The following is a 23,091-nucleotide window of genomic DNA, read 5'->3' as shown; positions in this document are numbered from 1 at the left end:
CTTTATTTACCGATACAATGATTGGTCGGCCTTATGCTCATATCTTCCATATCTTCTGTAAGCAAAAACGCTGAGGACAAAGCCGATGATGGTGACGGCCGCACAGATAAACCCGACAGCTGCATATCCGCAGCCGACATAGACCGGACCCATGACAGCCGAGCCCAAGGTCACGGCCAAATTGGACGCCAGACTGTAGAATGCCATGATTTTGCCGCGGCGGCTATGTGAGCAATCGCTTAAAATGGTGCTGAGCAAGGTCACCGTCAGGCTTTGCATCAAGCCCCAGATGAATAACCCGATGACCAAAAGCGGCATTGATGATGGCGCATAGGCGAGACAGGCAAGCCATATGCTGATCACGGCCATTGCCGCGATCAAAGAGCGCATTTTTCCCGCCTTGTCTGCGATTTTCCCCGTGAACACGCTCATAGAAAAACCGATTCCGTACACCATAATCAGCAGCCCGGAAGCTGTATTCCCCCCCGGCAGCACGCGGTGAAGATATGTGCCGAGAAAGGAATACATGCCGTAAAAACCGATCATGTTGCAGAAGGTGATCGTGAGGTATACAGGGACACGGGGCACCTTCAGCGCATCCCGGAAGGTGCCTGCCTGCCGTCCGTTTTCCTCTTCTGTTTTGTTCTCGTCCGCCGTGCTGCGGCGCGCCTCAATGAAAATAAGCGAAACAACGAGGACAGACATCAAAGCGAAAATCCAAAACGTCCACCGCCAATTCAAAACGCCGCCGATAAAAGAGCCGATCGGAACGCCGAAAATCAAAGCGAGCGACCAGCTTGACACGATCAGACCCATCACCTTGCCGCGGTACGCATAAGGCACACGGTCGCCGACGACCGCATATGCTGTCGGCACAAACGCACCCGCCGCAAGCCCGGAAAGCGCCCTGCCCAGAAAGAAGAAAAAGAGATTGTGCGCCAGCGCGCAGATCACCGTGCCGGCCGTAAATATAAGCAGCCCCGCCATCAGGCTGAGCTCCCGGGAATATTTATCGCCGAGGGGAACGAGAAGCGGCGCGCCGATAAAAATCATTACTCCGTAAATACTGATGGAAAGCGCCAGCACACTGACATCCGAGCTGAAAGCCCGCGCTAAATCCGGGAGCAGCGGGGATATCACCAGCTCTTCAGAACCCGCGGCAAATACGCCTAATGTCAAAGCAAGCGCGAGACAGACCGGAAATCGGCGTTTCATTTCAATATGCTCGGTTTGTTGGCTGTTCATGCTCTTTGAACACCTCCTCCGTAAAACTTTTCTATCTTTTGTTGTTTTATAGTTTAGCATCCTCCTTTTTCATTTTACATTTCATTCGAAAAAGAATTCTGTTTTTTTATTTGCATTCAGTTTTTAAATAAGCTATTCATTTTACATTCAATAAATGATATAAAATATGCCGGCCGGTTATGCTATAGTGATAGAATCATTTGTTAAGGTGGGTCATGAAATGAATAACGCTGGTTCAAAGGCCGCCCGCGCAAGCCTCGGCATGGTATTGATTCTCGGGACGCTCGCTTCATTCGGGCCGCTTTCGCTCGATATGTATCTGCCCGCTTTGCCTGAAGTGGCGGCCGATCTCCATACGACAGCGTCCCTTGCGCAGCTGAGCCTGACGTTTTGTCTTTTGGGGCTGGCGATCGGCCAGATCGTTGTCGGGCCGCTCAGTGATATGATCGGGCGCCGGAAACCGCTGATTCTGTCATTGCTGCTTTATACGCTGGCATCTTTATTATGCGCCTTCAGCCCTTCTGTTTCGTTTTTAATTGTCATGAGGTTTATTCAAGGATTCACCGGGGCGGCCGGAATCGTCATCGCACGGGCCTCCGCGCGCGATATGTATTCCGGAAAAGAATTGACGGCTTTTTTCTCATTGCTGATGCTCGTCAATGGGGCGGCGCCGATTTTAGCGCCGATTACAGGGGGATTTATCCTTCAGTTTGCCGGCTGGAAAATCGTATTTATCGTGCTGGCGGTGATCGGCTGTATCATTTTTGCAGCCGTGCTTACGGCATTGCCTGAATCACTCCCCCCCGGAAAGGCGGACAAGCGGCGGACTCAGGGAGACGCTGATGACGTTTCGCGGCCTGCTCGGTGACAGGATGTTTATGGGATTTGCGCTCAGCCAGGCATTTGTGATGACCGGCATGTTCGCATATATTGCCGGGTCGCCGTTTGTACTGCAAAACATCTACGGCGTATCGGCGCAAATGTTCAGCCTGCTGTTTGCCGTAAACGGTGCGGGAATCATATGCGCCACCCAAATGACGGGACGGATGGCCAAAACACATGATGAACGGAAGCTGTTTGTCTCCGGATTGGTCATTGCCGTCATCGGGAGCGTCGCTTTGCTTTTATCGCTTGCTTTCGGTCTGGGTCTGACGGCGGTCTGCATTTCTTTATTCATCATTGTTTCTTCTGTGGGGATCGTCACGACGACAGGGTTTTCTTTGGCTATGCAGAAACAGGAGAAAGGCGCGGGAAGCGCAGCGGCTCTTCTCGGACTACTGCCCTTTATCGGCGGCGCGCTTGCCGCTCCCCTGGTCGGTATTGCCGGAGAAGAAAACGCCTGGCCGATGGCTGTCAGCATTTTCGGTTTTCAGCTCTGTGCCGTTCTTTCCTACGTGCTGTTGGCTAAACGGAAAACAAAGTAAAGCCCGCCGCTTTTTGCGGAGGGCTTTTTTCTATCCTGCTGCGCCTTTTTCCGAAGAAGCCGGCTCACGTTTCAAGCGTTTTTTGATACCGAAGTGGTAATATGCGTAACAGATGATCATCAGCGGGACGCCGCAATATAGGCCGATACGCTGGTCCGGAATAAAGATGAGACTGATTAAGATAAGACCGTAAACTGAAAATCCGAGAATCGGCACGATCGGATAAAGAGGCGTTTTAAATGCCAGGTCTTTCAGATTTCCTCCTTCAGCCAGAAAGCGTCTCCGGAAAACGAATTGTGAAGCGCAGATTGACATCCACGCGACGACGGTAATCATACCCGAGATGGAAATAAGCCACACATACACCGTTTCAGCAGCGACTACACTTGTCAGCAGCGATAAACCGGAGATAGCAATGGTGATGGACAGGGCTTTCAGAGGCACGCTTTTTTTCGTCAGTTTTGTTAAGGAAGCGGGGCCCATTTTACTTTTTGATAGAGACCACATCATTCTGGACGAAGCGTACAGCCCGGAATTCGCCACCGACAGCATGGCGGTCAGAATGACAAAGTTCATGATATCAGCCGCATAGGGAACGCCGATTTTATCCAGCACAGCGACAAACGGGCTTTCGATGACCCCTGCCGTTTGGTACGGCAAAATGGACACGAGAACAAACATCGCCAGCACGAAGAAAAACAGCGTCCGCCATATGACGTTTCGGATTGAGCGGGGAAGCGTCTTTTCCGGATTTTCGCTTTCTCCCGAGGCGATTCCGACCAGTTCGGTACCCTGGAATGAAAAATTCACCATGACAAGCGTAAACAGCACGGCCTGAGCCCCGTTCGGGAAAAGCCCTTTGTCCGTCGTAAAGTTTGACAGATACGGCGCCGTCTGCCCGCCGTTAAAACCGACAAAGCCGAATACGGCAGCGCAGCCGAGAATAATAAATAATACAATAGCCATAACCTTGACGCTGGAAAACCAAAATTCCATTTCCGCAAAACTCCGCGCCGACAGCGCATTAATGGAGAAAATGACGACGCCGAATACAAGGCACCACACCCAAATCGGAACGGCCGGAAACCACCGCTGCATTAAAATCCCCGCCGACGTCAGCTCAAGCCCCACTGTATTGGCCCAGCTGAAAGCATACATCCACCCGATCGTAAAACCAGTAGACGGCCCGAGAAACTTTGCCGCATATGCCTGAAATGATCCTGCGACCGGCATGGCGACCGCGAGCTCCCCCAAACAAAGCATCACCAGATACATTAAAAATCCGCCGATCACATAAGCCAATATCGCGCCGATCGGCCCCGCTTCACTGATCGTAAAACCGGAGCCCAGAAACAGCCCCGTCCCGATCACGCCGCCGAGTGCGATCATAAACAAATGCCGGCCCTTCATCGTACGCTGCAATTCATTTTGATTGGTTTCTCCCTGCATATACATCCCCCTTATTCCGTTATGTCAGCCTTTTGTGCGTATGTCTAATCGATAGCTGTGCAAAAGGTGCAGCGTCGTCTGCTGAATGAGTTTGGGCAGAACATGGAATGTGTACGGTTTATACACCCGTTCCGTCCATTTATGGCCATCCTTGCCGTATACCCCCATATTGACTGACGGAATATTTAATTCCCTTATTTCTTTAAAAGGAATCGTCCCGATGACATCCCAGCCCGGAAAATTATCGGTAAAGGCGGCGACCTCCGCGTCTGTTTCATGCAGCGATAAAAAGCTTCCGTCCGCTAAATAAGGGAAAAACTTTTTAAAGATGAATGTTTCCCCCGTTGACGCCGCTGTTTTATCGACGGCTTCTTGAATGACATGCTGCAAAAGCCGGTCCCGCGTGCTCTCTTTCTTCAGATAATTGTGCGGAAGGTAAGGCGGCGCATAGAAAATAATAACCTTGGCACCCTGCTCAGGATCCAGTTTTTGCAATTCCTCGACGGCTTTAAAGCATCTCATCCGCAGTTCAAGATGTTCATATGTTTTAAATGCCTGCTCTATACACTGCGCCGGGTCGATGCCGCGGCTTCTCAGCCTTTTCAAGTAATCTTCCAGACTATAGACTTGAACGTTCCATGTGATTTCTTTTTTCGGGAGGCTCGTTCTCCCGCAGTATTCGTCATAATAATCAGATAATTTTTGTTCTGTCTCTTTGCATGCTTCCTCAGCCACGGCGGTCAGCTGATCCATGACTTCTTTGGCGGTTTTCTCGTAAATAAAATAATTAAAATAGACATAGCTGCTGACGGCGGTCTGCACGTTATACGCTTCCTTGTTGTCACGCTGGTAGAGGCAGGTCGGCGGCAGCACAAGCTCCCCTTCAATGTTTTCCGCCATATGAATATTGTTGTGGATTCTTCTGGTGATTTCCGAGGCGATCAAATTCGGGTCGATGCCGGACAGCGTATCACCGACATGCACCTCCCGCCCGTAAATCGCAAAGCAAGGCAAAAGCTTCCCTGCCGCGCCCGTGTAGATGTACCTTTTCGTGTCACCTTCATACAGCGGGGTGATGAAGTCGTTATTAATTGCTGCTAAATATCGAAGCTGCTTTTCTTGTTTCAGCCGTTTTAATTCAGAAATGCTCGTTAAAATGCCGGAATGCTGGCTTTCTTCATCCGGGTTTGCCATAAACAGAATATGGCCCGGCAGCTGATCGCGCCGTTCAGAAAAGTGAAGCAGATTGGCGAGATGAACGGCAATACCGCTCTGCATATCAACCGAACCCCTTCCGAACATCCACTCGCCTGAGCGGGCGTCCCGCTGCACGTCCCGATCAAATTCATAGCTTGAGAAATACGCCGCGAGACGGTCGGAATCAAAAGCGATATCTTTTAAAGGGCCGAAGTCTTCTATGCCGACCGTATCAAGATGAGCGTGATAAATGACCGTATTCAGGCTGTCACCGTTTCCTTCAATAAACGCGAAGATATTCTTGCGGCCGTAAGGGTCCTCAGGAATCGCCTGCTCCCACACATGTGACGGGTTCTCCTGAAAGTAGGGAAAGCTCTTGATCATATCTTTGATATAGTCGGCTTTTTTTCCTTCTCCCAATGTGCCGTTGATGCTGTTTAACGCCACCAGTGATTTCGTAATGGCTTCTATTTTCTCCTCCGGAAGCATCTTGCTGAGCTGCTGATACATGTTCCATCCCCCTTGCCCTCATATAGAGAAAATAGCGCGACTCTCTTTTTCATCGCGCTATTTCCGAAAGATTAATAGGCTTCAGACGTTGTTTTTGCCTGCATATGAAGAATCAGATAGTCAGGTCCCCCGGCTTTTGAATCGGTTCCTGACATATTGAAGCCGCCGAACGGCTGGTATCCGACAATCGCTCCCGTACATCCGCGGTTGAAGTATAGATTCCCGACGTGAAAATCTTCACGGGCGCGTTCAATGTGCGCGCGGGTTTTCGATAACAGAGCGCCTGTCAGTCCGTAATCGGTATTATTGGCAATCTCAAGCATATGGTCGAAATCCCGGGCTTTTGAGATCGCGACGACCGGCCCGAAAATTTCCTCCTGCATCAGGCGGGCGTTTTCATCAACATCCGCAAAAATGGTCGGCTGAATAAAGTATCCTTTCGAATCATCACCTTCGCCTCCCGTCAGAAGCTTTCCTTCTGTTTTGCCGATTTCGATATACTTCATGACTTTATTATAAGACGCTTCATGGATGACAGGCCCCATGTATGTATCAAAATCTTCCGGACTTCCGACAGTGAGTGACTTCGTTAAAGCGACGGCTTTTTCGACAACTTCATCATAGACGTCCTGATGAATGACCGCACGGGAACCGGCTGAACATTTTTGGCCTGAAAATCCGAAGGCGGAATACACGATTGAGGAAGCCGCAAGATCAAGATCAGCATCTCTGTCTACAAGCATCGTATCTTTTCCGCCCATTTCGGCGATGACCCGTTTCAGCCATTTTTGGCCCGGCTGCACTTTTGCGGCTCGTTCATAAATGCGGCATCCGACCGCGCGGGAGCCTGTAAACGACACAAATCTCGTTTTCGGATGCTCAACCAGGTAGTCGCCGATTTCTCCTCCGTCGCCCGGTATGAATTGGAGCACGCCGTCCGGCAGGCCCGCTTCCTTCATCACTTCAACGAATTTCGCCGCCACGACAGGCGCCGCATCCGCCGGTTTCAGCAGTATCGTGTTGCCTGTTACGATGGCTGCTGCCGCCGTTCCGGCCATGATCGCAAGCGGGAAGTTGAATGGAGAAATGACGATCCCCACCCCAAGCGGCTCATAATGATACTGATTATATTCTCCGTCACGGCTCTTTACAGGGGAACCGTCTTTCAGCTTCAGCATCTGACGGGCGTAATACTCTAAAAAGTCGATCGCTTCCGCCGTATCCGCATCCGCTTCCTTCCATGGTTTTCCCGCTTCTTTCACGAGATACGCTGAGAATTCATGCTTTCTTCTGCGGATGATCGCCGCCGCTTTAAACAGTACATTCGCGCGGTGTTCCGGCCGTACTTTTTTCCATGTTTGAAATGTCTGCAGCGCAGCCTGCATGGCCTTTTCCGCAAGTTCTTTTCCGGCCGCCGATACAGAGCCGATCACTTCTTTTTTATCAGCCGGATTGACGGAAATGATCTTTTTATCCGTCTCAATCGCTTCACCGTTGATGATAAGCGGATAATGCTTGCCGAGCTGTGAATTCACATAAGCCAGCGCTTCTTGAAAAGATTGTTTATTTGTCTCTTCCTGAAAATTTGTAAATGGTTCGTGTGCGTATAAAACTGTCATTAGAATTCCTCCCTGTATTTGTAATGTGTGCTCACGCTTTATGAAGATGCAAGAAGCATACCAGCATAACAATTAGCCGAAAGCAGACGAAGCTTGTCTGAATCTGTTGGCTGCATTCAGTAATGCAAAGAAATTTTGCGATCTCCTGCATAAAAGGCGCAAAATATTTTTGCAGATCACCCTTATACCCAGCCGCGGAATCGGGCCGCTTCAGCCGATTTTCTGATGCCTGTCATATAGGCGGCCAAACGCATATCGACTTTGTGGGTATGCGCTGTCTGATAAATGGATTCAAACGAATTCACCATGACGCTGCGCAGTTTACCGGCGACTTCCTCCTCAGACCAGTAAAAGCCTTGATTATTTTGCACCCATTCAAAATAAGATACCGTCACGCCGCCTGCGCTGGCCAAAATATCCGGCACGAGAAGCACGCCTCTTTCATTCAGGATTTTCGTGGCGTCTATCGTTGTCGGCCCGTTCGCCGCTTCCACAATGATTGAGGCTTTAATGTGATGGGCGTTTTCAGCTGTAATCTGATTGGAAATTGCGGCGGGCACGAGAATATCACAGTCTTTCTCCAGCAGCTCCCGGTTCGTTATGATATCTGAGAAGAGATTCGTCACCGTGCCGAAGCTGTCCCGCTTATCCAGCAGGTAATTAACGTCAAGGCCGTCAGGATCATACAAAGCGCCATGGGCGTCTGAGATGCCGATCACCTTGGCGCCGGCGTCATGCATGAATTTAGCGAGAAAGCTTCCGGCATTTCCGAACCCTTGAATGATGATGCGCGCATTTTCCAATGGAATCCCTTTTTTCTTAACGGCTTCCTCAATACAAATCGTGACGCCTTGCGCGGTCGCTGTTTCCCGCCCTTGTGAACCGCCGAGAACGATCGGTTTGCCCGTAATGAATCCCGGTGAATCAAATTCTCTCAGGCGGCTGTATTCGTCCATCATCCAAGCCATAATCTGCGAGTTGGTATATACGTCGGGAGCCGGAATATCCTTTGTCGGACCGACAATCTGGCTGATCGCCCGCACATATCCGCGGCTCAGCCGTTCCAGCTCACCGAAAGACATTGTCCGCGGATCACAGATGATGCCGCCTTTTCCGCCCCCGTAAGGAAGGTTTGTGATGCCGCATTTTAAGGTCATCCAGATGGAAAGCGCCTTGACCTCTTCCTCACTGACTTCCGGGTGAAACCGCACGCCCCCTTTTGTCGGGCCGACAGCGTCATTGTGCTGCGAGCGGTAGCCCGTGAAAACCCGCACTGATCCATTGTCCATTTTGACAGGGATGCGGACGGTCAAAAGCCGCATCGGCTCTTTCATCAAGTCATACATATTGTCAGGATAGCCCAGTTTGCGCAGGGCCTCTTTTATGATCGATTGTGTTGACAGAAACAAATCAAGTACTTCTTTTTCTTCGTCTTTCTGATTGCTTTTAGAAAGCGGGTTGGCTGACATGTTTATCACCTCATCGTATTTTACGTGTAAGCTTCAATTACCGGCAGAACAAAACGTAAGCGCTTTTACACCAAGACCCATCAGTCCCTTTCACATAGTCGTTACGTCCCTTTTTATATGCAAGATTCATGCCAGCCTTTTGTGCATAAAAAAAGAGCCATTCAGCTAAAAAAACACAAAAACGAAGACATCCGCTGTCTTCGTCTTGTACGCTACCGATGGGCCGTCTGCCAGTCAAATCCGATGGTTTCGTCGTTCCATGGGATTCTTTTTTCATCCGGCTGATCCGGATTGTAGGACATTGTCGTGAAATAAATAATGGTCAGCGGGGTTTCTCCCAGCACTCTGTACCCGTGCGCGACCCCTTTGGGAATGAGAAGCAGCATCGGATTGTCTTCTCCCATGTAGTAGACATCCGTTTCTCCCTTGGTTGCTGACTCTTCGCGAAGGTCATGCAGCACGACCTGGGCGTGGCCCGTCGGGAAAAACCACAGGTCATCCTGTTTCTCGTGATAGTGAAATGCTTTAATGACGCCGGGATAGCTTTTGGACCAGGAAGCCTGCCCGAATCGCTCCAAGAGATGTTCATCGTCGCGGACAAGTTCTGAAAAGAAACCCCGGTCGTCACTGTGTTTGGTCAGCTTTTTGATTTTTACGCCTTCGATCACTTGCATTGCCCCTCCCTTTGTAAATAATCCCGCAGCGCATCCCGCCAGTGCCTCATGCCGAGCCCCTGCCGTTCGATCGACTCAAGGCTTAACACCGAGTAAGCGGGACGCGGCGTCTCATTTCCGTATTCCTCCGTCGTCACGGGCAGCACGGCGGCGTTCCTGCCGCTTTCTTCAAAAATGGCCTTGGCGAATTCATACCAGCTGCACACTCCGCTGTTTGCGGCGTGGTACGTGCCCGGCGGCCTGTCAAACAGACCGATCACCGTTTCGGCTAAATCCTTTGTATACGTCGGCGAGCCGACTTGGTCATTGACGACACGCACTTGTTTATGTGTATCCGCAAGCTTCAGCATCGTATTGACAAAGTTATGCCCGCCGCTGCCGTACACCCACGATGTTCTGATAATGGTATGATTTTTTCCCGTTAACCGGATCAGTTCTTCACCGAGTTTTTTGCTTTTTCCGTAAATCGTGCCGGGGTCTGCGGGATCATCCGTCTGATAAGGCCGTGTTCCTTTGCCGCTGAAAACGTAATCGGTGCTGATGTGAACGAATCTCGCTCCGATGTTTTCAGCCTCAAGCGCGGCATAATAAGCGCCGATTCCGTTTATTAAATACGCTTTGTCGAGCTCCGTTTCACATTTGTCAACGGAGGTGTATGCCGCCGTATTGACGACGATATCCGGCTTGTAATGGCTGAATGAGTGCCGCACCGAACGCTGGTCGGATATATTCATCATCGCTTTTGTCAGGGCGATCACCTCATACCCTTCCCGCTTCAGCAGGCGGCATAACTCCCGCCCCAGCTGGCCGGCAGCTCCGGTTACTAATACCTTCGTCAATCGGATCCCCTTCTTTCCGATCAGTCTTGGCTGTCTGTATACCAGCGAATGGTTCTTCTTATTCCTTCTTCAAATGTGACCTGCTGCCGCCAGCCCAGCTCATTTTTCAGCTTTGAGGCATTGATGGCGTAACGGCGGTCATGCCCTTTTCTGTCTTCGACATGAGCAAACCGCTCCTCGACTCCGAGCTCCTTCATGATAAATGCCGCCAGATCTTTATTCGTCCGTTCATTTCCGCCGCCGATATTGTAAATGTCACCGAGCGTTCCGTTTTCCAGCACGAGCTTAATGGCGCGGCAATGATCCTCGGCAAACAGCCAGTCTCTGATCTGCATCCCGTCGCCGTACAGCGGAACCGGCGTACCGTTTACGGCGTGCCTGATAATGGTCGGAATCATTTTCTCGTGATGCTGGTAAGGCCCGTAATTGTTGCTGCATCTCGTAATGATGGCAGGGAGCTTATGGGTTTTCACATAAGACATGACGAGCAGGTCTGAGCCCGCCTTGCTTGCGGAATACGGATTGTTCGGAGAAAGCGGCGTCGTCTCTGTGAAAGCGGGATCGTCCGGCCCCAAATCTCCGTACACCTCGTCTGTGGAAATGTGAATCAGCCTGCCGGCTTTGCCCTGTAACACCGCGTCCGCCAGTCTGTATGTGCCCATCACATTTGTTGTGATAAACGGCTCTGCCTGATTAATGCTTCTGTCCACATGGGATTCAGCCGCAAAATGAATGACAGCGTCATACATTTGGGAAAATGCTTTATCAATGTCTTCTTTTTTGGAAATGTCACCTTTGATAAAACGGAAACGGCCGTTCTTTTTTAAGGCTTCTATTTCAAGCGGCCTGCTTGCATACGTGAGATTATCCAGGACGGTAATCTGCGCGTCCGTTTCTTTCAGCATCATGTTTGTAAAGGTAAGGCCGATAAATCCTGCGCCGCCTGTAATTAAATATGATTTTGGCATGATTAATGTTCCTGTCCTTTCTGTATTGCCTGCTGCGCCAGGCTTCCGGCGAGATAGAGCGATTCATGCGTGCCCGCATCCACCCACCAGCCCGTTAACACATCATACGTCAGCTCACTGTGTTCAATGTATAAATTATTGACATCCGTAATTTCCAGTTCGCCGCGTTTTGAAGGGGAAATTTGTTCAATATAAGAAAACACTTCTGCGTCGTACATGTAAATCCCTGTGACACATAAGCTGGTCGGCGGATGCTCCGGCTTTTCAATGATCGACTTGATCCGTTTGTTTTCTTCATCAATCTCGGCGATGCCGAAGCGCTCCGGATCGTCAACTTCTTTCAGCAGCACTTTTGCCCCTTTTCCCTGCTGTGCGAAACGTTCCGTATAAGGTTTTAATGAATCTTCGAAAATATTATCTCCTAAAAGCAGGACGAAGGGGTCGCGTCCGGTGAACCGCTTTGCGTACGATAAACCGTCTGAAATCCCTGATGCGGCGGGCTGAACCTGGTATGTGATCGACACGCCGAGCTCTTCTCCGTTTTCAAGAAGCTTATGAAATTGCGGAATATACTCTTTTTGCGTAATCAGCAATATATCCGTAATTCCCGCTTCTTCCAGCTTCATGATCGACCAGTAAATCATCGGGTACGGACCGACAGGGAGTAAATGCTTATTAACCGCTTTCGTCAGCGGCATAAGGCGCGAGCCGGTGCCTCCGGCTAAGATAACACCTTTCACATGAACACTTCCTTACGTGTGGTTTTATCACAAATCATAAAGAATCGCCGCCGCCCGTTTGATGCCTCTCCCGTCAACCAGCGGCGTTCCGTTCTGATGAAGCCCGAGCCGTCTCGGATAATCAGCAGACAGCTCAGACATATGCCGAGCGAGCACGTCCGCCGGGGTGTGTTCTCCCAGGCCGAGATGAACAGCGGCGCCCCGTGCGGCGAATTTTTCAGCCGTCACGGTTTGATGCGCCACTTGAGAAAGAACGATGCAGGGCACACCCGTACAAATGGTTTCATATAAAGTGATGCCGCCGGACACGACGGCCATATCAGCCCTCGTAAGAAGCGCGGCCATGTCATTTGTCTGCCTTACCATCTCGGCATAAGGCATTTGCGCGATAAGCGTGCGCACGTCATCAGCGTGAGCCGCGGCGCCGCCCATGGCGATAATCACTTGTTTTCGCTGAATATCCGGAATCCGGCGGCATGCTTCCATCACTTTAAAAACAAGCTTCCTCGGGTCGCTTCCTCCTAAAGAAACCAAAATGGTCCGGCATTCTTTTCTCAGCTGATAGTGCTGTTTGGCTTTTTCAAATTCCGGATGAAGAATGATATATTCCGGGCCTTCATATATAACGGCTCTGCCCATTTTCATCGTCCGGCTTTTCAGCCTGCCGTATATGCCGTTTATGACGGCATCACATAAATGAATGACATGCTCCCGCTTTTCTTCAAATAAGACGATGCGTGCCGATGAATGCCGCCTGATTTCTTCAAGCCAGTCACACGGCATATCGAGCAGGTCGAATATGAGCAGGTCAGGAGCCTGCCTGTTTATTTCCCGGACAATAAATTCCTTCTGTCCCTTGTCGGGCTTGATGATCACTTCCCATTGATCAGCAGACAGGTATGAAGAAGCCTCTTTATTGGTGTAAAACGTGATTGAGCATTTATTCAAAATGGCGCCGGCAAGCAGCTTCATCCTGACGGCGTGGCCCATACCGATTTCACGGCCCCCATCTGCGAATATCAAAACCCGCATCCTAATCAGCCTCTTTTTGCCGGATCATTTGATTAATGGCCCTGAGCCCAGGATCGCTATTCAGCAGATGAATCAATGCTTTTGCCGGAATATCAGGGTGCGAGCCTGCTTTTTCGTACAGCTCGCGGGCCAGCCTGTAGTCCTCTTCGGTATCGACGGTCAGCCGCAAATGAGGAGCCCGGAGTTCCTGCGGGGGTTCAGGAAAGAGCAGCCGGTACCTCTCAGGAGATTCTCTAATCAAAAGCGTGACATGCTCCTGATATTTGTCCGCCAGCGTTTTGTCGGCATTGATCTCCGTTAGGAGGCGCGCGTTAACCGCCTCTCCGCCGATGCCGAGCGGCGTATCGCTGATATACGTGTAGTCTGCGTGCTGGTCTGAGTGCGATTGAATCAGGACATCAAGCAGCGAAGGGTCGACAAACGGGTTATCCCCAGTCAGTCTGACTGCGATGGCCGGTTTTACTTGTTCAATGACTTGCGCAAACCGGTCAAGCACGCGCTGTTCGCTGCCCCGATGCACCCGGTAGTGCTTGCTGAGACAGTGCGCGTACAGAATGTCGTCGGTCTTGCTGTCGGACGTGGCCACAATCAGATTATCCCGCGCTTGATCATAATACGCGCTTTGCCGAACCCTTTTGACAATCATATCGAGGATGGTATACCCGCCGATCGGTTTCAGCACTTTGCCGGGAAGACGCCCGCTCCCCATCCGCGCCTGAATGATGAACAAAATGTCAGTCATCATCATAAGAGCTGCCTTTCGTCAAAAGGTCATCCCAAGTGATACCCGTGTCGGCAGGGATATCCCTGACCGCACGCGCCCCGTCAATTAAAAGCTCAAAATACCTCGGGTGAAGCCCCTGCGGTTTTTGGCCGGGACGAAGGACGGCAAGATTATCCGCCGTAAAACATTCGCCTTTTTGAATCGGCGCTGTTGAAAAAATGCCTCTGTAAGCGAATTTTCTGATATCCCCTTCAATCGGTGTCGTGGTCTTATGGGAGCTTCCCGACAGCATTTCCGGCACCGGAGCGTGATGCCCCTGCCGCAGCTCTTCTTCAACTGACCGGATCGCCGCCACCATTTCTTTTAATTCATCCGGGTTGAGGGCGAAGGAATGATCAGCGCCGGGCAGATTTTTGTCGATTGTAAAATGCTTTTCAATCAGTTTCGCTCCGAGCCTGACAGCCGTGCACGGCACGTCATACGGGTGGGCGCTATGGTCGGAAAAACCGATCACAGCATCAGGGAAAGCGGCGGCAAGCATAGGAATGACGCTCAGATTGCTGTGTTCGGGCGGAGCGGGATATTTCGCCACACAGTGCATGATCGCAATTTCTTTGTTCCCCTCGCCGGTAATGGTTTGATAAGCCTCCTGAATATCTGAAATATCAGCGCCCGCGGTTGAAAAGATAATCGGGGTCTTCAGCCCCGCCACATATTTCAATAACGGCAGATGGTTCAGTTCGTAGGAGGCGATTTTAAAGGCCGGCGGGGAAGTCGCATAGAGTAAGTCGGCAGAGCCTTCGTCACATACCGTGCTTAAAAACAGCACGCCTTTTTTCTTACAATATTCAAGCAGCGGTTCGATCCATTCAGCGGGCATTTCCATTGATTGCACGAGCGAAAAAATAGAGACGTCTTTTCCCGCAGCGGTTTTGTATAGACCGGGGTCTTTCTGATACATTTTGTCAGCCTGAAACATTTGGAACTTGACCGCATCCGCACCGGCCTCACTGGCCGCGTCTATCAATTCAAACGCCTGGTTCAGTTTTCCGTCATGATTAATCCCGGCTTCGGCGATAATGAAAACGGGCGATTCTCCGCCGATTGACTTCGATCCGATTTTGCATGATGCCATCAGTCCGCCCCCTTCCCGGGCCACACATGATAGTAATAATAAGATGCATCCGCTTTAAAGCCCATTCGTTCATACAGCCGGATGGCTCTTACATTGTGGAGCTGCGTGCCCGCTGATACAGTCTTATGCTGAAAGCGCAGTGATTGTTCAATAATGCGCGCCACTAAATGGTATCCCGCTCCTTTTCCTTCAAATCCAGGCTTTACCGCCATCAGATCAAGGACGAATTCATCGCCTTTAGAAAGCCCCTGCACAAAGCCCACGGTCTCTCCCTTATATTTGGCGGCGAATTGTAACGAAGCCCTGCCTTCCGCGTTATTCCGCGCCCATTCTTCAAACAGGCGGTTTGCACTTTCATAGCTGAGATGGGGGTCCTGGTAATACCTGCTTTTTGTAAAGGCATCTCGTGCCAGCCGGCTGATCGCTTCCGCGTCGCCGGGTCCGGCTTCTGCAATCTCAAATGGCGGCGTGCTGTTAAATACACGCACCGGGCTGACGAGTTTGAACAGACTCCCGACAAAACAAGCATTTGGAAGCTGCTGCACGACCTGCATCGCGCCGACATCCTCAGCCGGTATTTTAATAAATATAAAATCAGTGCCGTCCGCCCGCCTTGACGCGTAAAATTCCTGAAACAGCCTTTTGAGCTGACCGGTGCTGTTTGCGGCTGCAAGCTTCACATTGATGATATTTTTTTGGAACAATTGACTTTCCCACGAAGAGCTCTCATATAAAATCACGCCTTGAAGGCTGTTTTCTTCCAATAAACAGAGTGACGACTCATAGGCCTCCGGCTGAATGCCCTTCTGTTGCAGAAAAGCTTGAATCACATCCTGTGCAAGATTTCTCTTCAGTCTGTACACCTAATCAGCCCCTTTGATGATATCCGTAACGGCCGCAATGACGTATTCAACGTCGTCATCTGTCATTGACGGATAAAGAGGGAGTGATACGGTGCGGTGATAATACGCGGCCGCGGCCGGAAAATCAGTTTCCTTATATCCGTACGTTTTTTGATAATACGGGTGAAATGGAACCGGAATAAAATGAACGCTTGTGCCGATGTTATATTGATCTTTTAAAGCGGAAATCAGATCGTTCCGGCTGATCCCGGTTTCCTGCTCCTCTATTTGAAGAACATACAAATGCCATGCATGCCGCCCGTCATCACTGACATAAGGGACGGTCAGCCCTTTCATGTCTCTGAAAGCGTCCTGGTAGCGGCTTGCAATTTCAGCCCTTCTTTGCTGCATGCTGTCAATCCGTTTCAGCTGGTGAAGCCCAAGCGCTGCCTGAAGGTCAAACATATTCATTTTGTAGCCGGGCGCTTCGACCTCGTAATACCAGCTTCCGTTTGAAGAATAGCGGTTCCACGCGCCTTTGCTCATGCCGTGCAGGCTGAGCACCCTGATCTGATCGGCAAGCCTGTCATCATCGGTCGTCAGCATGCCGCCTTCACCGGTTGCCAGGTTTTTTGTCGCGTAGAAACTGAATGCCGTCGCGTCCCCGATTGATCCGACCATTTTCTGTTTATACGTGGTGTACACGGCATGTGCGGCATCCTCTAAGACAAACAGCTGATGCTTTTCGGCGATGGCCAGAATCCGATCCATATCACACGACTGGCCGGCGAAATGAACGGGCACAATCGCCTTTGTCCGCGGGGTGACGGCCGCCTCAATGTTCTCAGGGTCGGCATTCAGTGTAAGCGGGTCAATATCAACAAACACCGGAACGGCGCCTGTATGCACGATGGTATTGGCTGTTGAACTGAACGTCACGGCAGACGTGATGACCTCGTCGCCGGGACCGATTCCTTTCGCTTTCAAGGCCAAAAACAAAGCGGCGGTACATGAGTTCAGCGCGATCGCGTGCTTTGCTCCCGTCCAGGCGGCAAAAGCTTTTTCAAACGCCTCCACTTTCGGTCCCTTTGAAAGCCAGCCCGTTTCTAGCGTATCAATAACCTCCTGAATTTCGTCCTTCCCGATCATGGGCAATGAATAGGGAAGAAAAGCTGATCTTTTTTGCACCATTTTCTTTGCGCTCCTATCGTTTTTATGAAGAGTCAGCCTTTCTGAAGCCGACTCCGGTTTTTTCCTGAAGCACCTGACATAAAGCCGCAAGCGAATCCTGAACCGGGTAGTTCGCCGCGATAAAAGCCCGGCGCGCCTGTTCCGCCTTTTGATATGCTGCGGGGCTTTCGCATACCCGGATTAATTCCTGAGCCAGTGCCTGCGGGTCCTCAAAGGCAAATTCCCCGAGTGAATGATAATAAGGGTATTGGCGGGTTCCCGCTGATTTTCCGATCAGCACGGGTTTTTGAAACAGCATCGCTTCAAGACCGACCGTTGATGTCTGCGTCACCGCGGCGTCAACATACGGAAGAATATCGTAAAGCCCCATTTCTTTCTTGATGATTTTGCCGGCTTTGTATTTCCGCAGCACCTGGTTGTAAGCATCCAGCTTGTTTTTGCCGATTTCCCACGGATGCGGTTTAATAATGAGCTGCATGTTCTTATGCTTGACAAGTTCATCAAGCACCCCCGTGTAAAAGTCATCAGAGAACGGCTGCGTGGCGATCAGCACCGTCCGCTGCGACGGGAGAAAGGAAAGCTTGCGGTAAAACGTGTCTTTATCTATCGGTTCTCTTGAGAAGATCTCATCGAAGCGGGGATGCCCCGTGATGATGATTTGTTCGTCCCTGCAGCCTTTCGCTTTATACCACTCCGCTTCATAAGCCCCGAATACAGCCTGGTAGTCCGTAAACACGGGCAGAAACGCTTCATCTCCCATGAGGGCACCGTGCTGAAGACAGATGCTGACGGCGTTTTTTTTCGCGCACATCAGCGCCAGCACACGGCTGTAAATATCCTCTGTCGTGCCGACCACAACGGCGGAAATGGGCTCAGCCGTAAACAAACTATCAAGCGCATCAATCGTTTCAATAAATAACGGAATATCTTTATATAATCGCTCCTGAAATTCTCTGTTTCCGAAAGCGGGATGGCTGTGCAGCTCTTTCAGAATGGCATGGGCTTTTTCAATATAGGGGACGGGGTTCCCTTTTTGGCCCATTCCCGCCAGTTCCAATTTGCAGATAACGGGAAGCCCGTGATGGTCAGGCAGACTCCATCTCGCCAGTACCGCTGTTTTTGCCGGATCAAACTGCCGGTAATTTTCCTCGGTGAACCGAAGATGGTCGAAATGCAGAATGAGTTTTCCGTTTACCGGTTTCTCACCTGTTTTCTTAATGGATTGCTTCTTTTGATCAAAATAAGACTGAATATCGGCTTCAGGAATATGCCGGGCAGCGGAACCGAAAAGCTCTGGGTTCTGTTCCATGCTCTCCCGAAGCGCCGGACTGATATATTGATAAAAATTACTGATCAATGCGAGCGGAATGTCTTTGTAGCGAAGTGAGTGAAAAAGGTCAATATACTGCCGGTACAGCACCCAATAGTTCGCTAAGTATGCCGACAAGCCCTCACCCCTTTCCAAGCTTTTTTAATGATTCCCTCAGCTCCCGGCACGTGGCCTGCTGCGGAAGGCTGCTCACAAACTCATTTTTTTCCGCCGCGAAAAGCTGATAATGAATGGATTGATCGGTAATATAATTGATATCAAGCTCCTCAGAAATCGGATAAAACGGATAAAAATGATTCACTCTCCAGAAGAAACGGGCATCACCGATGCGGTAAAACGCGGGGCTTTCATCCCAATAGGAACCGAATGCCGATTTGACCTGTTCCAGCACGGAAAACCGATGCATGACTGAGCAATGGTCAATGGCGCACGGCGCATTCCATACGATCCGGTCGGCAGGCCTGGCCGTTTCCTTCACCGTCTCCTTCTGCTGATTCAGATGATAGGTTTTGGAACTTGAATACACAACGGCTTTTTCCGGGTCGTCATCAAGCTCTTTCACCATTTTCTCAAGCCGGTCCGGCACATATGTGTTGTCGTCGGTCGCATACGTCACGTACTCGCCCTCCGCCATTTCTATTGCCTGATTAATCAAGGCGGCGTAGCGTGTTTTTTCCGTCCTTTCTTTGACGCCCGATACATCGCTTTGATAAAACCGGACGCGGGGATCGGTGAGAAAAGGGCGTATTTCCGCCAATGTCGCTTCATTTGAGTTGTCATCCATAATAAAAAGCTCAAAGTCTGTAAACGTCTGGGACAGAATACTTTTAATAGAGCGGGCCACATAGTCACTTTTGTTATAGCTCGTCATGATCACTGACACTTTAGGCAACTCGTCACCCCCTTTACGTACCTGAAACTACCGCTATCATATGTTTCTTATGTCAAAGGTGCGCTAGGGTTACAGACTATTGTGTGAAAAGTCAGCTTTTCTTCACAAAAAAAAGCCGGCTTTGATGGCCGGACGAAAGGAAGCGTGTTTCTTTTTTTTGCATAAATCTTTCTATGGGCTCATATGGTGGAATAGATAAAAACGGCAGCCGATTTGAAGGCTGTCTGATACTTGTCAGGAGGTTCCAGCACCAAGAGGTTTTCATCAAAGGAGGAACAATATGAAACCGAAAAAGAATCAATATCAGCAAATGCAGGGGATGGGGATGGGAATGGATATGCAGGGATACCAGCCGCAGCTCGGGCCTAATCCTTATCCGCAGCCTCAGGGCCAAGGATCACAGATGATGCCGATGCAGCAGCAAATGCCAATGCCGATGCAGCAAAGCCAGCAGGGCTTCGGCGGAGGGTTCTCCGGCCAGCCGCAGCAGCAGGGCGGCGGGTTTCAGATCCCGTCGGGGCCATCATCATCACAAAGCGTTCCCGGCATGCTGCCGATTGAAGAATCATACATTGAAAATATTCTGCGGTTGAACCGGGGCAAAACGGCGACGATTTATATGACATTTGAAAACAGCAAAGAATGGAATTCAAAGATTTTCCGCGGTGTGATTCAGGCGGCGGGGCGTGACCATATCATTATCAGCGACCCGAAAACGGGCACCCGCTATCTGCTTTTGACCATTTACCTTGATTACATCACGTTTGATGAAGAAATTGCTTATACTTATCCGTTCTCCATGTCTTCCTATTCTCCGAGATAAAGCAAAAAGCCAATCGCTCACTTGGCAGAGGATTGGCTTTTTTTCTTTATAAATATTTGACGGCTGCGACGATAATCATAATCCATGAAATAATAAACGCCACGCCGCCGAGCGGTGTAATCGCTCCGAGAATAGAAATCTGAGTCACGCTCAATACGTACAGGCTCCCTGAAAACAGAACGATGCCCGCAAACATCAGCCAGCCTGCAACCGAAACGCTGCCTGCGCCGGAGAGCTTCTCGGCCAAAAAGGCGACAGCCAGAAGGCCGAGCGCGTGATACATATGATATTGCACGCCTGTGTGCCATACCTGCAGATATTTATCGGGGATTTTCCCTTCAAGCCCGTGTGCGCCGAAAGCGCCCAGCGCCACTGCCAATAAGGCGTTAATCGCGCCCAGAATAATAAACACTTTCATCTATTTTCTCCCGCCTTTTCGTTAAAGTTTCCATTTCAATCATAACCCAACATCGGCAAAATTCAACGTCCGTCCTCCGATGACACGAGATTGTCGGATTTTTTCCTTTTGATAAGCTGGGTTCGGTCAATCGCGATCGCCAGCAGCGTCCCCAGCACAAGGCCGTTGCTTAAGAGCGAAATCAGGATCGGATGCATCCCTGATAATGCGCTCTCCGGCACAAACATCACCCCGACTCCCGTGAGGAGCGCCAGACCGATAATGGAACGGATTCGTTTTTGCTCCGCTTTCTCATAAGAGTCAAACTCTGTAAAGGCAAGACCCGCCATTGTTGAGAAAACGACGAAGTTTACCGCAAAGCCGACAGGTGAGGGCAGACTCGCAAACGCATTCATAAATAATGGGATCATACTGATGATGATGACAAATACACTTCCTAAAAGAAACGGCTTTTTCGAAGGAAGCTTCGTCGTCTCAATAAAACCGGCCGCTCCTGAGATCGGCACAGGCGCAATGCCTCCCGACAGCCCGCTTAAAAGGTGGCTGATCGAGGCCGCAAACCCGGCCGGACGCTCACGCCGCTTCCCCACGGTGCCGCCGAATTTTTTCACAGCTGCTTCAACAACTCTGATGCTCGCAAGCATATTGACAATCAAAAGCACTGTAATGAAGAGTGACGTAATGATCAGACCGCTGTCGAACGAAGGTTTTCCAAACGGAAAGAGAGTCGGAAGCTGAATCATGCGGTCCGGTATTTGAATCGGTCTGGCAGCGCCGAAGACGGCAAACAAGATCCATCCGCCGGCAAGCGAAAGAAGAATCGCATACTGCCTTAAAAAAGTAACATTTGATCGGGACATGATGAACATCGCAGCCGTCACAACCATGGCGAGCCCGAAGACAAGACCGTCGACGCTGTTTTTTAAATAGCCGATGCCCAAAAGGCCTTTTACAATCGGCTGACTCAGCTGCATGACCAAAAGCAGCAGATACACGCCCGTCACTACCGGTGTAAACAATACGGCCAGCCGTTCAATCACTTTAAAAAGGCTGAACAAAAAGAAAAAGACAGCGCTTAATAACAGCGCCCCCTGCAGCGCCCGCAGCGTCTCGCCGAATGTCGCAAACACCGTGCCCGTCAATCCGCCGTAAATCGTGTATACGCCCCACCATAAGCCTGCCGGGCTTTCATTAATCGGCAGACGATGGCCTTGAAGACATTGGATGACCGCAGCGACGCCAAGCACAAAAAATGTGCTCTGAATCAATGCGGCAGAATCGGCATGGTTCAAGTGATATGATTGTGCGATGGCGACAGGAACCACAATTGCAGCCGCAATCATGAATGCCGTCCATTGCAATCCCCCGAGTATCAGTTTCAAATCAATCAACCTCTCCTGTTAAAAATCGAAAATGGAATCCCCGTTTCCGTCTTCCTCACGTTCGTCTTTCGCTTTTTTCTGATATTGGCTCAGCCCGGCGCTGCCCATCATTTTTTCAAGCAGCAGCGGGTCTGTCGAAGGTGACGCGGAAGGCTTCGTCGCCGCTTTCGGAATCGGATTCTGCACAGGCGCCTGAGCGGTGTGCGTCTGGGTGCCGAGCACGACGTCACACAAAGAGCGGATGGCGGCCGCGTGCATTTTGACATCCTCTGCGCGGGATGCCGTTTTCGCCTGCCTCAGTTCTTCTTCCATCTTCTGAATCAAAGCAGAGATATGTATGTTCATGAGTAAATCCTCCAGCAGTAATTTGTCTTCTTCCTGCATTTTATCAAATTTCTGAACCAATCGCAGAATTGAGTTTGTTATTTTTTCTGACAGCATACTGCCGGGAACGTCAAAAAAGACGCTTCCGCCGGGCGGAAGCGTCTCAAAACACCATTTATTGCGGCAAGTCGGGAATGCACCAGTCGATCGGCTGTTCCCCCATTTTTTCAAGGGCGGCGTTTGTCCGGGAAAACGGTCTGCTCCCGAAAAAACCGTTCCTTGCCGAAAACGGGCTCGGATGAGTCGATTCGATAATAATGTGTTTCGATGTGTCAATACGCTCTTTTTTCATCTGTGCGTGACGTCCCCACAGGATAAAGACGATCGGCTTTTCTCTTTCATTCACCACATCAATGATACGGTCAGTGAGCCGCTCCCACCCCTTGCCTTTGTGGGAATTGGCCTGACCGCGGCGAACCGTAAGCACTGTGTTTAACAAAAGCACTCCCTGCTCCGCCCAGCTGACAAGCGATCCGTGATTCGGTACGGGGCAGCCGATATCATCCTGAAGCTCTATGAAAATATTTTTCAAAGACGGCGGCTGTCTGACGCCGGGCTGAACGGAAAAACTAAGCCCGTGCGCCTGTCCGGGCCCGTGATACGGATCCTGTCCGAGAATGACCGCTTTTACATCCTCATAGGACGTATAATGCAAGGCATTAAAAATATCATGGCTGTCAGGATACACCGTTTGGCTGCGGTATTCTTGTTTCAGCATCTCTCTCAGCTCTTGATAATACGGTTTGTCGAATTCATCTTTCAGCTGATTCCACCAGCTGTCCTTTAAAAGCTGTTTCAAACTGT

General features: G+C 50.4%; 21 protein-coding genes and 1 pseudogene. 2 read left to right on the top strand and 20 right to left on the bottom strand.

What is annotated here, in order from left to right; translation table 11 throughout:
* Nucleotides 1-6 precede the first annotated feature (6 nt).
* Nucleotides 7-1,245 (bottom strand): MFS transporter, encoded by a 1,239-nt coding sequence (locus ACQE26_RS05720; RefSeq protein ID WP_500470933.1) that lies wholly within the window; start codon nt 1,243-1,245, stop codon nt 7-9.
* Nucleotides 1,246-1,465: 220 nt separating this feature from the next.
* Here ACQE26_RS05720 and ACQE26_RS05715 point away from each other — a divergent pair.
* Nucleotides 1,466-2,669 (top strand): annotated as a pseudogene (locus ACQE26_RS05715) (multidrug effflux MFS transporter).
* Nucleotides 2,670-2,699: 30 nt separating this feature from the next.
* Here ACQE26_RS05715 and ACQE26_RS05710 read toward each other — a convergent pair.
* From ACQE26_RS05710 to ACQE26_RS05640, 15 genes are all read right to left on the bottom strand, one after another.
* A complete protein-coding gene (locus ACQE26_RS05710) occupies nt 2,700-4,118 on the bottom strand; it encodes an amino acid permease (RefSeq protein WP_500470932.1) in 1,419 nt (472 codons plus the stop codon).
* 24 nt (nt 4,119-4,142) lie between these two features.
* Nucleotides 4,143-5,825 (bottom strand): M20 family metallopeptidase, encoded by a 1,683-nt coding sequence (locus tag ACQE26_RS05705; protein ID WP_500470931.1) that lies wholly within the window; start codon nt 5,823-5,825, stop codon nt 4,143-4,145.
* A 71-nt stretch (nt 5,826-5,896) separates the two neighbouring features.
* A complete protein-coding gene (gene pruA / locus ACQE26_RS05700; protein WP_500470929.1) occupies nt 5,897-7,444 on the bottom strand; it encodes an L-glutamate gamma-semialdehyde dehydrogenase in 1,548 nt (515 codons plus the stop codon).
* Nucleotides 7,445-7,626: 182 nt separating this feature from the next.
* The gene (locus tag ACQE26_RS05695; protein ID WP_438420868.1) at nt 7,627-8,913 is read right to left on the bottom strand and encodes a Glu/Leu/Phe/Val family dehydrogenase; all 1,287 of its coding nucleotides are present in this window, start codon (nt 8,911-8,913) and stop codon (nt 7,627-7,629) included.
* A gap of 212 nt (nt 8,914-9,125) precedes the next feature.
* Nucleotides 9,126-9,581, bottom strand: a complete 456-nt coding sequence (locus ACQE26_RS05690) for a dTDP-4-dehydrorhamnose 3,5-epimerase family protein (RefSeq protein ID WP_029575291.1) — start codon at nt 9,579-9,581, stop codon at nt 9,126-9,128.
* On the bottom strand, nt 9,578-10,426 hold the full coding sequence (gene rfbD, locus ACQE26_RS05685; protein WP_500470927.1) for a dTDP-4-dehydrorhamnose reductase: 849 nt from the start codon (nt 10,424-10,426) through the stop codon (nt 9,578-9,580). The genes ACQE26_RS05690 and rfbD overlap by 4 nt, the downstream gene beginning before the upstream one ends.
* Nucleotides 10,427-10,446: 20 nt before the next feature.
* Entirely contained in the window at nt 10,447-11,394 is a 948-nt protein-coding gene (gene rfbB / locus ACQE26_RS05680) for a dTDP-glucose 4,6-dehydratase (RefSeq protein WP_500470926.1), read from the bottom strand.
* Nucleotides 11,395-11,396: 2 nt separating this feature from the next.
* Complete coding sequence (locus ACQE26_RS05675; RefSeq protein WP_438420877.1) at nt 11,397-12,134, bottom strand: sugar phosphate nucleotidyltransferase; 738 nt, start codon at nt 12,132-12,134, stop codon at nt 11,397-11,399.
* Between the two features lie 27 nt (nt 12,135-12,161).
* Nucleotides 12,162-13,166, bottom strand: coding sequence for a PseG/SpsG family protein (locus ACQE26_RS05670; RefSeq protein ID WP_500470925.1), 1,005 nt, complete (start codon nt 13,164-13,166; stop codon nt 12,162-12,164).
* 1 nt (nt 13,167) lies between these two features.
* Entirely contained in the window at nt 13,168-13,908 is a 741-nt protein-coding gene (locus ACQE26_RS05665; protein ID WP_500471464.1) for a cytidylyltransferase domain-containing protein, read from the bottom strand.
* Nucleotides 13,901-15,025, bottom strand: a complete 1,125-nt coding sequence (locus ACQE26_RS05660; protein WP_500470923.1) for an N-acetylneuraminate synthase family protein — start codon at nt 15,023-15,025, stop codon at nt 13,901-13,903. The genes ACQE26_RS05665 and ACQE26_RS05660 overlap by 8 nt, the downstream gene beginning before the upstream one ends.
* On the bottom strand, nt 15,025-15,888 hold the full coding sequence (locus ACQE26_RS05655; protein WP_438420880.1) for a GNAT family N-acetyltransferase: 864 nt from the start codon (nt 15,886-15,888) through the stop codon (nt 15,025-15,027). The genes ACQE26_RS05660 and ACQE26_RS05655 overlap by 1 nt, the downstream gene beginning before the upstream one ends.
* Nucleotides 15,889-17,058 carry a DegT/DnrJ/EryC1/StrS family aminotransferase gene (locus tag ACQE26_RS05650; protein WP_500470921.1) on the bottom strand — a complete coding sequence of 390 codons (1,170 nt, stop codon included), beginning with the start codon at nt 17,056-17,058 and terminating at the stop codon, nt 15,889-15,891.
* Between the two features lie 22 nt (nt 17,059-17,080).
* Entirely contained in the window at nt 17,081-18,505 is a 1,425-nt protein-coding gene (locus tag ACQE26_RS05645) for a capsular polysaccharide export protein, LipB/KpsS family (protein ID WP_500470920.1), read from the bottom strand.
* 4 nt (nt 18,506-18,509) lie between these two features.
* Nucleotides 18,510-19,280, bottom strand: coding sequence for a glycosyltransferase family 2 protein (locus ACQE26_RS05640; protein WP_500470918.1), 771 nt, complete (start codon nt 19,278-19,280; stop codon nt 18,510-18,512).
* Between the two features lie 280 nt (nt 19,281-19,560).
* On the opposite strand from ACQE26_RS05640, the gene gerQ reads away from it, so the two are divergent.
* Entirely contained in the window at nt 19,561-20,103 is a 543-nt protein-coding gene (gerQ, locus tag ACQE26_RS05635) for a spore coat protein GerQ (protein ID WP_047475915.1), read from the top strand.
* Between the two features lie 46 nt (nt 20,104-20,149).
* Here the strand turns inward: gerQ and ACQE26_RS05630 are convergent, their stop codons facing one another.
* The 4 genes from ACQE26_RS05630 to ACQE26_RS05615 all read right to left on the bottom strand — a co-directional run bounded on the left by ACQE26_RS05630 (nt 20,150) and on the right by ACQE26_RS05615 (nt 23,086).
* Nucleotides 20,150-20,521: a DUF423 domain-containing protein gene (locus ACQE26_RS05630; RefSeq protein WP_003150969.1), complete on the bottom strand. Its 372-nt coding sequence runs from the start codon at nt 20,519-20,521 to the stop codon at nt 20,150-20,152.
* A gap of 62 nt (nt 20,522-20,583) precedes the next feature.
* Nucleotides 20,584-21,903 (bottom strand): purine/pyrimidine permease, encoded by a 1,320-nt coding sequence (locus ACQE26_RS05625; protein WP_500470917.1) that lies wholly within the window; start codon nt 21,901-21,903, stop codon nt 20,584-20,586.
* Between the two features lie 18 nt (nt 21,904-21,921).
* Nucleotides 21,922-22,344: a YwdI family protein gene (locus tag ACQE26_RS05620; RefSeq protein WP_500471462.1), complete on the bottom strand. Its 423-nt coding sequence runs from the start codon at nt 22,342-22,344 to the stop codon at nt 21,922-21,924.
* A 58-nt stretch (nt 22,345-22,402) separates the two neighbouring features.
* Nucleotides 22,403-23,086, bottom strand: coding sequence for a uracil-DNA glycosylase (locus tag ACQE26_RS05615; protein WP_016937539.1), 684 nt, complete (start codon nt 23,084-23,086; stop codon nt 22,403-22,405).
* Nucleotides 23,087-23,091 lie beyond the last annotated feature (5 nt).

The organism is Bacillus sp. 5RYD7K, from assembly GCF_059831465.1.
This window is presented reverse-complemented; position numbering and strand designations above follow the sequence as displayed.

Bases quoted from the DNA above. Each gene is read 5' to 3' on its own strand.
- ACQE26_RS05720 (WP_500470933.1), bottom strand. From the start codon at position 1,245: ATGAACAGCCAACAAACCGAGCATATTGAAATGAAACGCCGATTTCCG.
- ACQE26_RS05710 (WP_500470932.1), bottom strand. From the start codon at position 4,118: ATGCAGGGAGAAACCAATCAAAATGAATTGCAGCGTACGATGAAGGGC.
- ACQE26_RS05705 (WP_500470931.1), bottom strand. From the start codon at position 5,825: ATGTATCAGCAGCTCAGCAAGATGCTTCCGGAGGAGAAAATAGAAGCC.
- pruA (WP_500470929.1), bottom strand. From the start codon at position 7,444: ATGACAGTTTTATACGCACACGAACCATTTACAAATTTTCAGGAAGAG.
- ACQE26_RS05695 (WP_438420868.1), bottom strand. From the start codon at position 8,913: ATGTCAGCCAACCCGCTTTCTAAAAGCAATCAGAAAGACGAAGAAAAA.
- rfbB (WP_500470926.1), bottom strand. From the start codon at position 11,394: ATGCCAAAATCATATTTAATTACAGGCGGCGCAGGATTTATCGGCCTT.
- ACQE26_RS05670 (WP_500470925.1), bottom strand. From the start codon at position 13,166: ATGCGGGTTTTGATATTCGCAGATGGGGGCCGTGAAATCGGTATGGGC.
- ACQE26_RS05665 (WP_500471464.1), bottom strand. From the start codon at position 13,908: ATGACTGACATTTTGTTCATCATTCAGGCGCGGATGGGGAGCGGGCGT.
- ACQE26_RS05660 (WP_500470923.1), bottom strand. From the start codon at position 15,025: ATGGCATCATGCAAAATCGGATCGAAGTCAATCGGCGGAGAATCGCCC.
- ACQE26_RS05650 (WP_500470921.1), bottom strand. From the start codon at position 17,058: ATGGTGCAAAAAAGATCAGCTTTTCTTCCCTATTCATTGCCCATGATC.
- gerQ (WP_047475915.1), top strand. From the start codon at position 19,561: ATGAAACCGAAAAAGAATCAATATCAGCAAATGCAGGGGATGGGGATG.
- ACQE26_RS05630 (WP_003150969.1), bottom strand. From the start codon at position 20,521: ATGAAAGTGTTTATTATTCTGGGCGCGATTAACGCCTTATTGGCAGTG.
- ACQE26_RS05620 (WP_500471462.1), bottom strand. From the start codon at position 22,344: ATGCTGTCAGAAAAAATAACAAACTCAATTCTGCGATTGGTTCAGAAA.